The organism is Agrobacterium sp. ST15.13.015, assembly GCF_027871645.1.
In the GTDB taxonomy this organism is placed as follows: domain Bacteria; phylum Pseudomonadota; class Alphaproteobacteria; order Rhizobiales; family Rhizobiaceae; genus Agrobacterium; species Agrobacterium leguminum.
In genome coordinates this window covers 315,735-329,128 of sequence record NZ_JAQAHF010000006.1, presented here as the reverse complement: position 1 = coordinate 329,128, position 13,394 = coordinate 315,735, and the positions used below count along the sequence as shown (strand labels likewise).

The following is a 13,394-nucleotide window of genomic DNA, read 5'->3' as shown; positions in this document are numbered from 1 at the left end:
ATCCTCCCCACGCGAATGGCACGACAAATGTTGTGCGATGCACAAATTTCGGAGGAATAGGCATGAAATTCGGATTTTTAGATACATATCATCCGGAAAAAACCGTCTAAAACTCTCTCAACTCAAGGAGAGACGTCATGACGGACACAACATCGCAGTTTGATGGGGTAGCTATCCCCCTGGAAACCACAGAAGAACCCGCATGGACGGCTGCGACTTGGTTCGCCGTTCTTTCCATGGCGGCCACCAGCTTCGCGCTGGTATCGGCCGAATTCCTGCCGGCGGGCCTGTTGACGCCCATGGCGCGCGATCTTGGCATCACAGAAGGCACGGCCGGACAGGTCGTCACCGCCACCGCCTCCGTGGGCGCGGTGACGGCTCTGTTGAGCAATGTTCTGATCGGCAAGCTGAACCGCAAGACCGTGCTTGTCGGTCTTAGCGCGCTGGCGATTGCCTCCAACATTCTGGCATCGGTTGCCGCCGATTTCTGGCTATTGCTCTTGGGCCGGGCCGGGCTGGGTGTTGCACTCAGCGGTTTCTGGGCGCTGTCGGTTGCCGTTGTGGCGCGGCTTGTCGGCGCAAATTCGACCGGGCGCGGCATGGCTATCGTTACCCTCGGCGTTTCGCTTGCCACCATTGCAGCTCCTTCGATGGGCGCCCTGATCAGCGACTGGCTGGGATGGCGCATCGCCATGTCGATGACGGCGGGACTTGCCATAGTCGCCATGCTGCTTCAGATACTCAGCCTGCCGTCGCTGCCGGCAAGTACAAGCAACAGTCTTTCCGATGTCCTTGGATTGACGCGACGCCGCAGCGTTCAGCTCGGTATGCTTGCCATCCTGTTGCTGATGACGGGGCATTTTGCAGGCTCGGTCTATGTGCGTCCCTTCCTCGAAAAGGTCACGCTTCTTGACACCACGCCGATTGCACTCGCCCTGCTCGGCTTTGGCGTTGCCTCGGTGATCGGCAATGTCGTCGGCGGCCGGATGGCTGACGCCAGTATCCGCGTTGCTCTCATCGTCACTGCCGCGGTGATGGCATTTGCGACGATCGCCCTCGTTATCTGGGGCGCTCATACGAGTGCGGCTTTTGCTCTCGTCGCACTTTGGGGCCTTGCATTCGGCATGGGGCCGGTCGTGCTGCCGACAAACCTCTCCCGTGGTGCACCCGATGCCCTGGAGGCAGCCGGCAGCCTGATGGTGGTATCTTTCCAGGTGGCGATCAGCATTGGCGCGGTGCTCGGCGGTTATATCGTTGACTCCTACGGTGCGACCGCGCCGCTCGCTCTCACCGCCGTCCTCGCCGCATTGACGGTCGCACTCGCCGTCGTGCAGCGTCGCGACTGATCCCTGCCATTCCTGGGCCGCGGGCGTTGACGCCCGCGGCAACCGGATGAGCGGCGAATTTCCGGAGCCGCCACCTGCAACAGGTTAAAAATTGGGGCAGGTCCTGCCTTGCGTCACTCCACCTTTGCGCTACGCTTGAGAACAGGGATTTCTCAACGGAGGGACTGAGGCATGTGCAACAATTGCGTGATCGAGAACGTAAAACGGAACATGCTGTCACGACGCTTGCTGTTCAAGGGCGCCGCGGCCGGTTTAACGGCCATGACGGCGGGCAGCCTGGCGGCGCCAGTGCTGGCGCAATCGCCCCGGGAGGTCGTTGATCTCACCCATACCTATGATTCCACATTTCCTACATTCGATGGCAAACCGGGCATAGAATACGAGTGGGCAGCGGAGATCGCCAAGGACGGCTATCAGCTCCACAAACTCACCATCTACGAACATACGGGCACCCATATCGATGCGCCTTTCCATTTCAGCGCGGATGGCGCGAGCGTCGACCAGTTGGAGCCGCAGAAACTTGTGGCGCCGCTCGTCATCGTCGACATCACCGACCGCGCCAAAGACGATGCCAATTCCACCATTGAAGCCGAAGACATCGAGCGCTGGATATCTGCGAATGGCGACATTCCGGCAGGTGCAATCGTGGCCCTGCGCTCCGGCTGGGCAACCAAAGTGAAGAGCCCCTCATTCCGCAATGACGACGCCGGAAAATTCGCCTTCCCCGGTTTCGGCAAATCGGCGACCGACCTTCTGCTCAAGCTCGATACGGTCGCCATTGGCGTCGACACGCTTTCGCTGGATCCCGGCAACTCCGCAGATTTCGCGGTTCACAATTCCTGGCTACCGGCAGGGCGCTACGGCATCGAAGGGCTGAACAACCTCGAGGCTCTGCCGGTCAAGGGAGCGACCATAGTTGTCGGCGCGCCGGCACACCGCGGCGGAACGGGCGGCCCGGCCCGGATTCTGGCCCTCGTCTGATACCGGACAGCCGTTCCGTTCACTCATGGATCGATTGGAAAGGCGAAGCCGGCCTTGACGCGGTCCATGACGACCATCGTCTTGAACCCCTTGATATCGTGGTTCTCGTAAAAGAACCGGCGGGTGAAGGCCTCGTAGTCTTCCATGTCCTTGGCCGTGATAACCAGAATGAAATCGGCGTCGCCCGTCACGTAATAACCGATCATCACCTCCCGCGTGGCGCGAATGGCGGCTTTGAAACGATCGACAATATCGGCCCTTTCTCGCTCCAGCGAGACGAGAACGATCATGGTGATGCCGCGCCCGACCGCCTTGGGCGAAACGATTGCCACATCGGCTTCGATCACCCCCTCATCACGCAGGCGCTTCAACCGACGCTGGCACGCGGTTGGCGAGAGGTTGACGATTTTGGCGAGCTCCTCCGATGTCAGGCGATTGTTCTTCTGCACGGCGTGAAGCAGTGCCCGGTCGGCTCGGTCAATCTGTGTCATGCGGGATTCCTGCATCTGAATGTCGAACTAAGCATTATTCCTGCGTCGAAGCATGCTTAAACGCCGTCGATCAATCATGCAGCGCAGTTAAGCTTCTGGCAAATGAAAAGGGAACTTGCCGATGGAAGCTATCGCCAGCGCAGCGCTTAAAAACCTTCACCGACCCGAGCTGATCGAGCATCGTGCCTTTCTGGATGGGCAATGGGTGGCGCGCAAGGAGACGCTGGGCGTTGTCGATCCGGCAAGCGGAGATCATCTGCTCGATGTCTCTTCCTGCTCCCTGAACGACGTGGACGCCGCAGTCGAGGCCGCCGGCAGAGCGTTTCTCCGGTGGCGCGACATGTTGCCCGTGGAACGCGGCGATATCCTGCGGGCATGGGGCCGGCTGATGCGTGACAATGCCCGCGACCTCGCTGTTATCATCAGCGCCGAACAGGGAAAGCCGCTTGCGGAATCGCTCGGCGAAATTTCCTATGCCGCCGCCTTTCTCGACTGGTTTGCGAGCGAGTGCGAGAGATCCTATGGCGAAACAATTCCAAGCCACCTCAAAGGCGGCAATCTTTCCGTGCGGATGCAGCCGATCGGCGTCACGGTGGCCATCACGCCCTGGAACTTTCCCTCAGCCATGATCGCCCGCAAGGCGGGCGCAGCCCTCGCTGCCGGCTGTACGATGATCGTCAAACCGGCGCCGGAAACGCCGCTTTCGGCACTGGCACTGGCAAAACTGGCGCAGGAGGCGGGCATGCCGGCCGGCGTGTTGCAGGTTCTGCCGGGTGAAGCCGCGCCGCTCGCGCGCCGCCTGCTGGAGCATACCGAGGTACGGGCATTTTCCTTCACCGGCTCGACGGAGGTGGGGCGGCTCCTCCTCACGCAATCGGCAGCGACCATCAAAAAAGCCTCGCTGGAACTTGGCGGCCACGCACCCTTCATCGTTTTCGCCGATGCGGACCTGTCCCAGACCGTGAAAGGCTGCCTCGCCGCCAAATTTGCGACATCGGGACAGGACTGCCTTGCAGCAAACCGCATCTATGTTCAACGCGGGCTTTATGACCGTTTCATTGAGCGGTTTGCCGATGCGACCTCCAGACTGACCGTCGGCCATGGCCTTGAACCCGGTATCGACATCGGGCCTATGACACGACCGTCCGTTGCCGAAAAGTGCCGCCAGCAGATTGCGCAGGCGCTCTCCTCCGGCGCGCGCCTCGTCTGCGGCGGGCAGGACAGCCCGCTCGGCGGCAATTTCGTCACCCCCACCGTGCTGGCCGATGTGACAGACGACATGCTGATCGCGCGCGAAGAAACCTTCGGCCCGGTCGCAGCGATCCTGCCCTTCGATGACGAGCGGGAGGTGGTCCGCCGCGCCAATGCCACGGAAATGGGGCTTGCCGCCTATGTCTACACCAACGAACTCGGCCGGGCGATGCGCCTGACCGACCAGCTGGAATACGGCATGGTTGCCGTCAACACGCCGAAATTCACCGGCGCGCCAATCCCCTTCGGCGGCTGGAAACAATCCGGCCTAGGCCGCGAGGGCTCGCGTCATGGCCTCATGGAATATCTCGAACCCAAATATGTCTGCTTCGGCAACCTGGCTGCCTGAAAGGAACTCGCCTATGACCATCGACATCAAAAACATCGCGGAAATGGATCGAAATGCGGTTCTGCATCCCTTCACGCAGCTGAAGGATTTTGCCAGCGGCAAACTCGGCGAACCGACCATCGTCGAAACCGGCAAGGGCATCCGCATTCAGGACGCGCATGGCAAACAGCTGATCGATGGCTTCGCCGGTCTTTATTGCGTCAATGTCGGCTATGGCCGCACCGAGGTGGCGGAGGCCATCTCCCGTCAGGCCTACAGGCTTGCCTACTACCATTCCTACGCCGCCCACACGACGGACGAACTGGCGATCCTGTCCGACCGGCTGGTGCAGATGGCGCCCGGCAAGATGAGCAAGGTCTTTTACGGCATGTCGGGCTCGGACGCCAACGAGACCCAGGCAAAGCTCGTCTGGTATTACAACAATCTGCGAGGCAAGCCGCAGAAGAAGAAGATCATTTCCCGCGAGAGAGGGTATCACGGCTGCAGCGTGGTCTCCGGCTCCATGACCGGCATGAGCTTTTATCACGACCACATGGACCTGCCGCGCGCCGGCGTGCTGCACACCGGCGTTCCGCACCATTACTGGGGTGCGGAAGCCGGTGAAACCGAGCTGGAATTCTCAAAACGCCGCGCCGATGAACTGGAAGCACTCATCCTGCGCGAAGGGCCCGACACAATAGGCGCCTTCATTGCCGAACCGGTGCTTGGCACGGGCGGCATCACACCGCCGCCGGAAGGCTACTGGCCGGCGATACAGGATGTTCTCAAAAAATACGATGTCCTGCTGATTGCCGATGAGGTGATTACCGGCTTCGGCCGCACGGGCTCCATGTTCGGCTCGCAACATTATGGCATCGAGCCGGACCTGATCACCGTCGCCAAGGGCCTGACTTCGGCCTATTTCCCGCTCTCCGGCGCCATCGTTGGAGAAAAAGTCTACAAAGTCATGGAGGAAGGCGCTGACCGCGTCGGGGCCTTCTCCCACGGCTACACCTATTCCGGCCACCCCATCGGTGCGGCTGCGGCCAATGCCGTGCTCGACATTGTCGAAAAGGAAGACCTGCCCGGCAATGCGCGCGCCGTCGGCAGCTATTTTCAGGAGCAGCTGAAGGCGAAGTTCGCGCAGCTTCCAATCGTCGGAGAGGTGCGCGGTGTGGGCCTGATGGGCGCCATCGAATTCGTGGCGGATCGTGAAAAGAAGACACGTTTTGCCCCCGGTCTCACGGTCGGCGCGCGCGTTTCGAAGGCGGCGCGCAACGGCGGCCTTATTGCGCGCGCCATGCCGCATGGCGATATTCTGGGCTTTGCACCGCCGCTCGTTACAACGAAGGCTGAGGTGGATGAGATCATCGCCATCGCCGAAGCCGCTGTCCGCAGCGTCATGGATGATCTGGTGCGGGCCGGCGAAAAAATCTGACGCCAGCCTTGGCGTTTAACGGTCACCACTGCTGCCCATTTCGACAGCAATGACATGACAACTGCGCCTATTTGCGGCGCAGTTGTCATCTGCGCTGCATAAGGCTTCATCTTTTCGCAGAAGCGTGCATAATGTCATGAAATTACCTTCGTCAAAAACGAGACAATTTCATGCGTCGTCAAGCCAATCCGCTCAGCTCCGATCCGGTTTCCGCAACCAAACCGGTGGCATGGCGGCCGTCGCTTGCCAAGCAGAAGGGCGAAACCAAACATTCCGCCCTGACGGAACGCATCATTGCCGATATCGACGCCGGCGTCCTGAAGCCGATGGACCGCATGCCGACCCACCGCGATCTCGCCCGCGAACTCGGCCTTTCGGTCCAGACCGTCAGTCTTTCCTACAAGGAGGCCGAGCGGCTGGGTTATCTCAGCGGCGAAATCGGCCGCGGCACTTTCGTGAAGACACGGGTGACGGACCGGGCGGGCCGCATGATGCTCGATCACAGCCCGACCGAGGTGCTCGATCTCTCCATTATCCGTGGCGTTTATCTCGACGACCATGAAAACGCCTCTCGCGCCATCCTTCGCGAATTGGCCGATGGCGACAATTCGGGCTTCATGCGCCCTTGCCGGCCGGTCGCGGGCCTCGACAGCCATCGCGAAACCGCCCGGATCTGGCTTGGCATGATGGGCGTGACCGCCGGCGCAGAGCGTATTCTTGTCACCAATGGTGCTGCGCACGGCATTTTCCTCGCCTTGAGCTGCATTATCCGTTCGAACGACGTGGTTCTCTGCGAAAACCTCACCGACCACGGCATTATCGGCCTGTCGAACATTCTTGGCTTCAGCCTCAAGGGCCTGCCGACCGACGAAGAGGGCATTCTGCCGGACGCGCTGGAGGCCGCCTGTGCAGCCGGCGGCGTCAGGGCGCTGGTGCTCATTCCCACCCTCAACAATCCGACCGGGCATGTTTCGGGCCCGGAGCGCAGGCGGGCGATTGCGGCGATTGCCGAGCGGTACGGCGTCTTTGTCATTGAGGACGAAGTCTATCGACCGATCATCGAGGATGATCTGCCATCCATCACCGAAATGCTGCCCGATCTGGGCTTTTTCGTCACCAGCTTTACCAAGACGGTCCTGACCGGGCTACGCGTCGGTTATCTCGTCGTGCCGCCCGCCTACTCCATCCGCGCCGCCTCCATCCTGCGTGTATCGAGCTGGAGCGGAACCTATCTCACGGCCGAAATCGCCACGCGCTGGGTCGAAAACGGCACCGCAGGGCGGCTGCTGGATGTCCAGCGCGCCGAAGTGCGTGCGCGGCAAAAGATCGCCACAGACATATTGGGCGACCATATCGCCTCGACCCACCCCCTCTCCTTCTGCGCCTGGCTGAAGGTTCCACCACGCTGGACAGAAGACGGCCTGGTGCGCGCGCTTACAAACCAGAACGTCGCGGTCACGCCGTCGGAACCATTCATTGCCGGTCCCGGCCATGGCGGCGGCATCCGCATATGCCTCGGCGGCCGCCTCAATCACCCAAGCCTCGTCAAGGCCTTGACCACCGTGCGGCAGACCTTCGAGCAACTGCCGCCTGTCTACGATATCGGTTCAATCGGCTGAGGCGGCCGCTCGAAAATCATTGAATCATTACAATATAATAATTGACATGATTTTACTTCGCTCTCAACATGACAATCATGAAGAGCGAAAACCTATCCATATCCGCCGACAAAACCCTGCTTCCGGTCTCGCTGGCCGCGATAGAGCAGGCAGCTGCGCGGCTTGCCGGACAGGTGGAGCGCACGCCGCTTGTTCGCTCGGACAATCTGTCCGAACGCTGTGGTTCTCCCGTTCATCTGAAACTTGAAACCCTTCAGCCCATCGGCGCCTTCAAACTGCGCGGCGCGATGAACGCCATACTCTCGCTTGACGATGAGGCACGCAGGCGTGGCCTCGTCACGGCCTCGACCGGCAATCATGGCCGGGCCGTGGCTTATGCTGCACGCAAGCTCAGAATTCCCTCCACGATTTGCATGTCGGCACTCGTACCGGCGAACAAGGTTGAGGCGATCCACACGCTCGGTGCGGAGATCCGGATCGTCGGCAGGTCACAGGATGACGCGCAGGAGGAAGCGGAGCGCCTGAGCAAGAGTCCCGGCCTGACCGCAATCCCGCCATTCGATGATGCTGACGTCGTGGCCGGCCAGGGCACGATCGGTCTCGAGCTTGTCGAAGACATGCCGGGACTGACGACGGTGCTCGTTCCTCTTTCCGGCGGCGGCCTTGCGGGCGGTATCGCCGTTGCGGTGAAGGCGCTAAAGCCACGGGCACGGGTCATCGGCATTTCCATGGAGCGGGGTGCGGCCATGCAGGCGTCGGTCGCAGCCGGCCGGCCCGTCACCGTCCGGGAGGAAGAAACGCTGGCGGATTCGCTGGGCGGCGGGATTGGACTGGAGAACCGCGTGACATTCGCGCTTTGCCAGGCGCTTCTCGATGAGATCGTGCTGGTTTCCGAAGACGAGATTGCAGCCGGCATCCGCCATGCGGCGCGCGTAGAAGGTTTGACGGTGGAGGGTGCGGGTGCCGTTGGTTTCGCCGCCATCCTGTCCGGCAAGATCGACATCAGCGGCCCGACCGCCATCATCGTGTCGGGCGGAAATATCGATCCGGCGGTCCACAGAACAATCATCGACGGGGGAGCCGCATGAGCCGCATCACCATCCTGACCGAAAAAGATCTGCGCGGTGTCATCCAGCTCGACCTTTCCGCTGTCGACTGCGTGGAGCGGGCCTTTGCGGCGCTCGCAACACAAGCCGTCGCCATGCCGCCGATCCTGCGGCTCGATATTCCAGAGTTTCGCGGCGAAGTGGATGTGAAGACGGCCTATGTGCCGGGCTTTGACGGTTTCGCCATCAAGGTCAGCCCCGGTTTCTTTGACAATCCGAAACTCGGTCTGCCCAGCCTCAATGGCCTTATTATCCTCTTCAGTGCGAAGACCGGACTGGTGGAGGCCCTTCTCCTCGACAATGGCTATCTTACCGATGTGCGGACCGCCGCGGCCGGTGCTGTCGCGGCGCGGCATCTGGCCCGCAAAGACGCGTCCGTCGCCGCAATCTTCGGGGCGGGCATGCAGGCCCGTTTGCAGCTTGAAGCCCTGATGCTGGTGCGCCCGATCAGATCGGCGCGGATATGGGCACGGGACCCCCAAAAGGCGGAGAGACTGGCTAGCGATTTCGCCAGCGAACACGGCATCGAAGTCACCGCCATGGCCGATCCGCAGGCCGCCGCGCGGGGTGCCGACATCATCGTGACAACGACACCCGCCGAAAAGCCGATCCTCTTTGCCGACTGGCTGCAAGAAGGCCAGCATCTGACAGCCATGGGATCGGATGCCGAACACAAGAACGAGATCGATCCGGCCGTATTCGCCAGAGCGCGTTATGTCGCGGACCGCATCTCGCAGACCCGCATTCTCGGTGAGTTGCATCATGCCATCGCCGCCGGCCACGCCGCGTCGGATCAACACTTCGCCGAACTTGGGGACGTCATTGCCGGCAAGGTGCAGGGCCGCATGTCGAACAAGGACATCACCTTTGCCGATCTGACCGGCACCGGCGTGCAGGACACCGCCATCGCCAATCTCGCCTTTGCCCGCGCAAAGGAAGTCAAGAGCGGTCAAACCATCGAAAACAGCGTAAAAATGGGAGACGCAGCGTGAGCGTAACGCTGAACTTTACGCGCGAGGAATATGCCGCGCGCCTGTCCAAAACCCGCAAGGCCATGGAAAAGGCCGGGATCGATCTTCTGGTCGTCACCGACCCGTCCAACATGCATTGGCTGACCGGTTATGACGGCTGGTCCTTCTATGTGCATCAATGCGTGCTGGTGCCGCCGGAAGGCGAGCCGATCTGGTACGGCCGCAAGCAGGATGCCAACGGCGCCAGGCGCACAGCCTATCTCAACCACGACAATATCATCGGCTATCCTGACCATTACGTTCAATCGACCGAACGGCACCCGATGGACCTGCTGTCTGAGATCATCGAGGAGCGCGGCTGGTCCGGCCTGACGGTCGGTGTCGAGATGGATAATTATTATTTCTCGGCAGCCGCCTTCGCATCGCTGCAGAAACATCTGCCGAACGCCCGTTTCAAGGATGCCGCCGGTCTCGTGAATTGGCAGCGCGCGGTGAAAAGCCCGACCGAACTCGACTATATGCGCAAGGCCGGCAAAATCGTCGAGCTGATGCACAAGCGTATCGTCGATGTCGTTGAGCCGGGCATGCGCAAATGCGATCTCGTGGCCGAAATATACGATGCCGGCATTCGTGGAACTGCCGAATTCGGCGGCGACTATCCCGCCATCGTGCCGCTGCTTCCTTCGGGTGCCGACGCCTCCGCCCCGCATCTGACATGGGACGACAAGCCGATGCGCTCAGGCGAAGGTACTTTCTTCGAAATCGCCGGCGCTTACCGTCGTTATCATTGCCCGCTGTCGCGCACCGTCTTTCTCGGCAAGCCGACACAGGCATTTCTCGATGCAGAGAAGGCAACACTTGAGGGCATGGAAGCCGGTCTTTCCGCGGCAAAGCCAGGCAACACCTGCGAGGACATCGCCAATGCCTTCTTCGCCGTGCTGAAAAAATACGGGATCATCAAGGACAACCGCACCGGCTATCCCATCGGCCTCTCCTATCCGCCGGACTGGGGCGAGCGCACCATGAGCCTTCGCCCCGGCGACCGCACGGAGCTGAAGCCCGGCATGACATTCCATTTCATGACCGGTCTCTGGCTGGAAGACATGGGCCTCGAAATCACCGAAAGCATCGCCATCACCGAAACCGGTGTCGAATGCCTTTCCAATGTGCCGCGGCAACTCTTCGTGAAAGGCTGAGACGATGTTGAAGACCGCGCTTCGCCCCTCGCCGATCGCGCCCACCGTCGATTTTGACGCGAAGGGCGTGCAGCACGGTCATTTGCGGCTGCCATACAGCCGCGATGACAGCGCCTGGGGTTCGGTGATGATCCCGATCTGCGTCATCGCCAATGGCGAAGGGCCGACAGCCCTTTTGACCGGCGCCAATCATGGCGACGAATATGAGGGACCGGCAGCACTTTTCGAACTCGCCCACACGCTTGATCCGGCAGACGTGAACGGGCGCGTCATCATCGTGCCGGCGCTCAACTATCCGGCCTTTCGTGCGGGAACACGCACCTCGCCCATCGACAGGGGAAACCTGAACCGCAGCTTTCCCGGCCGCCCTGACGGCACGGTGACGGAGAAGATCGCCGACTACGTGACCCGCCATCTGATACCGCTCGCGGATATCGTCCTCGATTTCCATTCCGGCGGCAGGACGCTTGATTTCCTGCCCTACGCCGCAGCCCACGATTTGCCCGACAAGACGCAGGAGGCCCGGTGTTTTGAAGCGGTAGCCGCTTTTGCCGCCCCCTATTCGATGAAGATGCTGGAAATCGATGCCGTCGGTATGCTCGACACAACGGTCGAGGAGATGGGCAAAGTCTTTGTCACGACCGAACTTGGCGGAGCCGGCACGGCGAGCGCAAGATCGATCGACATCGCCCGGAAAGGCACCGTCAATCTGCTGCGCCATGCCGGCATCCTTGCCGGCGCACCGGCACCTGCGCCAAGCCGCTGGCTCGACATGCCATCCAGCGATTGCTTCACCTTTGCCGAAGACGACGGGCTTGTCGCCTTTGTCCGCGATCTGGGAGACGCGGTCACGGCAGGTGAAACAATCGCCCGGGTTTATCCTGTCGGCAAAACCGGCCTCGCGCCGGTCGATTACCGCGCCTCCATCAATGGCGTGCTTGCCGCGCGCCATGTTCCCGGCCTCATCAAGGCCGGCGACTGCCTTTCCGTCATCGCCACGGTCACGGAGAATATCTAGCCACAAGAAACATCGTGAGATCCAAAAACGGACCGCGCAACCCAACCAGAGGAGTAAGAACATGCACATTGCCAGACTTGCCGGGCTTTCCGCCCTCGCGCTTACCATCGGCGTGACGTCCGCCCGCGCCCTGACAGTCGAGGAAGTCAAAAGCCAGGGCTATATCCGCGCCGCCACGGCCAATGAAGTGCCCTATTCCTACATGCAGCCAGACGGCACCTCCGCCGGCATCGGCCCCGATGTGGCCAACGCGGTTCTGAAATCGATGGGTATCGAGGAGGTCAACTGGACGGTGACGCCCTTCGGCACGCTGATCCCCGGCCTCAAAGCCCGTCGCTTCGATTTTGCGGCCGCCGAACAGAACATCTCGCCCGAGCGCTGCAAGCAGGTCGCCTTCACCGAACCGAACTCGTCCTATGGCGAAGGCCTGCTGGTGAAGAAGGGCAATCCGAAAAAGCTGACCACCTATGCCGATATCGCCAAGGACCCCTCGTTGAAGGTAGCTGTCGTGTCGGGCGCCAACAATGTCGACTTCCTGCGGGCGGTCGGCGTCAAGGAAGAGCAGATCGTCTTCATCCCCGCCAATGCCGACGCCATCCCAACCGTCCAGAGCCGGGCCGACGCCTACGCCGCAACGGAACTGACGGTTTCGGAACTCGCCAAGGGTCAGGCCAATGTCGAGCAGGTCGAGCCTTTTACCGACCCCGTCGTGAAAGATGCGCCTGTGCGCAACTATGGCGGTTTCGCTTTCCGGCCGGAAGACAAGGAGCTGCGTGACGCCTTCAACGCCGCACTCGTCGAATTCCGCAAGACCGACGATTACAAGAAAATCCTCGCCAAATACGGTCTCTCCGAACAGAGTATCGCGGCAGCGGCCGAAAAGAAGGTCGCCGATCTCTGCGCCGGCAAATAATGCCAGCCGGCGCCCGGCCATAACCGGGCGCCGTTCCTCGGGAATTCGGGAAAACGCCAGATGGACATGACCGCCTATTTGCCGATGTTGTGGCAAGGCGCCGTCGTCACCATGACGATTACGCTCGCAGCCCTTGTCGTCGGCACGGTGCTCGCCTTTTTCTTCGGCATTCTGCGCGTCGAGGGTGGACCGATCCTGTCGACCATCGCGCTCTGTTACACGGAAGTGTTCCGCGGCACCTCGCTGCTGGTGCAGCTTTTCTGGTTTTATTACGCGCTGCCGCTGGTCGGGCTGAGCTTTGATCCGATTACCACCGGCGTGCTGGTGCTTGCCGCCCATGCCGGTGGTTACGGAGCGGAAATCGTTCGCGGCGCGCTGTCTTCCGTTTCGGTGCAGCAGCTGGAAGCCGCACGCGCGCTGAATTTCACGCGGATGCAGACGCTGTTTCGCATTTCGCTGCCGCAAGCTGTCGTTGAGATGATGCCGGCCTTCGGTAATCTTGCCATCGAAACGCTGAAGCTTTCCTCGCTCGTGTCGCTGATCTCGATTGCCGATCTCACCTTTGCGGCGCAGTCGATCCGCAACCTGACGCTGGATAGCGCCAGCATCTATTCGATCACGCTGCTTTGTTATTTCGCGATGTCGCTGATCCTGATGGTCGTCATCCGGGTGATCGAACGCTTCGTGCGGCGCGGCAACGTCTTCCCGCGCACCCGCCATTCGTAAGGATATCTGC

At 61.1% G+C, this 13,394-nt stretch carries 12 protein-coding genes; 11 read left to right on the top strand and 1 reads right to left on the bottom strand.

The window, feature by feature from the left end; all coding sequences use genetic code 11:
- The first annotated feature begins 137 nt into the window (after positions 1-137).
- Both PIB16_RS12345 and PIB16_RS12340 read left to right on the top strand, forming a co-directional pair.
- Complete coding sequence (locus tag PIB16_RS12345) at positions 138-1,346, top strand: MFS transporter (protein WP_065657752.1); 1,209 nt, start codon at positions 138-140, stop codon at positions 1,344-1,346.
- A 171-nt stretch (positions 1,347-1,517) separates the two neighbouring features.
- Positions 1,518-2,327, top strand: coding sequence for a cyclase family protein (locus PIB16_RS12340; RefSeq protein ID WP_143240760.1), 810 nt, complete (start codon positions 1,518-1,520; stop codon positions 2,325-2,327).
- Positions 2,328-2,350: 23 nt separating this feature from the next.
- On the opposite strand, the gene PIB16_RS12335 is transcribed toward PIB16_RS12340, so the two are convergent.
- A complete protein-coding gene (locus PIB16_RS12335; RefSeq protein WP_174000799.1) occupies positions 2,351-2,818 on the bottom strand; it encodes an Lrp/AsnC family transcriptional regulator in 468 nt (155 codons plus the stop codon).
- A gap of 121 nt (positions 2,819-2,939) precedes the next feature.
- On the opposite strand from PIB16_RS12335, the gene PIB16_RS12330 reads away from it, so the two are divergent.
- The 9 genes from PIB16_RS12330 (at position 2,940) to ehuC (ending at position 13,384) form a co-directional block, all read left to right on the top strand.
- Positions 2,940-4,418, top strand: coding sequence for an NAD-dependent succinate-semialdehyde dehydrogenase (locus PIB16_RS12330; RefSeq protein WP_271045647.1), 1,479 nt, complete (start codon positions 2,940-2,942; stop codon positions 4,416-4,418).
- A gap of 13 nt (positions 4,419-4,431) precedes the next feature.
- On the top strand, positions 4,432-5,835 hold the full coding sequence (locus tag PIB16_RS12325; protein WP_174000797.1) for an aspartate aminotransferase family protein: 1,404 nt from the start codon (positions 4,432-4,434) through the stop codon (positions 5,833-5,835).
- A 170-nt stretch (positions 5,836-6,005) separates the two neighbouring features.
- Positions 6,006-7,454 (top strand): MocR-like ectoine utilization transcription factor EhuR, encoded by a 1,449-nt coding sequence (gene ehuR, locus PIB16_RS12320; protein WP_174000795.1) that lies wholly within the window; start codon positions 6,006-6,008, stop codon positions 7,452-7,454.
- Between the two features lie 68 nt (positions 7,455-7,522).
- Positions 7,523-8,542, top strand: a complete 1,020-nt coding sequence (gene eutB, locus PIB16_RS12315; RefSeq protein WP_174000793.1) for a hydroxyectoine utilization dehydratase EutB — start codon at positions 7,523-7,525, stop codon at positions 8,540-8,542.
- The gene (gene eutC, locus PIB16_RS12310; RefSeq protein ID WP_174000791.1) at positions 8,539-9,552 is read left to right on the top strand and encodes an ectoine utilization protein EutC; all 1,014 of its coding nucleotides are present in this window, start codon (positions 8,539-8,541) and stop codon (positions 9,550-9,552) included. The genes eutB and eutC overlap by 4 nt, the downstream gene beginning before the upstream one ends.
- On the top strand, positions 9,549-10,727 hold the full coding sequence (doeA, locus tag PIB16_RS12305) for an ectoine hydrolase DoeA (protein WP_174000789.1): 1,179 nt from the start codon (positions 9,549-9,551) through the stop codon (positions 10,725-10,727). The genes eutC and doeA overlap by 4 nt, the downstream gene beginning before the upstream one ends.
- A 4-nt stretch (positions 10,728-10,731) precedes the next feature.
- Positions 10,732-11,745, top strand: coding sequence for a N(2)-acetyl-L-2,4-diaminobutanoate deacetylase DoeB (doeB, locus tag PIB16_RS12300; RefSeq protein WP_174000787.1), 1,014 nt, complete (start codon positions 10,732-10,734; stop codon positions 11,743-11,745).
- A gap of 61 nt (positions 11,746-11,806) precedes the next feature.
- Positions 11,807-12,658: an ectoine/hydroxyectoine ABC transporter substrate-binding protein EhuB gene (ehuB, locus tag PIB16_RS12295; RefSeq protein WP_174000785.1), complete on the top strand. Its 852-nt coding sequence runs from the start codon at positions 11,807-11,809 to the stop codon at positions 12,656-12,658.
- 60 nt (positions 12,659-12,718) lie between these two features.
- Positions 12,719-13,384: an ectoine/hydroxyectoine ABC transporter permease subunit EhuC gene (gene ehuC / locus PIB16_RS12290; protein ID WP_003521633.1), complete on the top strand. Its 666-nt coding sequence runs from the start codon at positions 12,719-12,721 to the stop codon at positions 13,382-13,384.
- Positions 13,385-13,394: the final 10 nt, after the last annotated feature.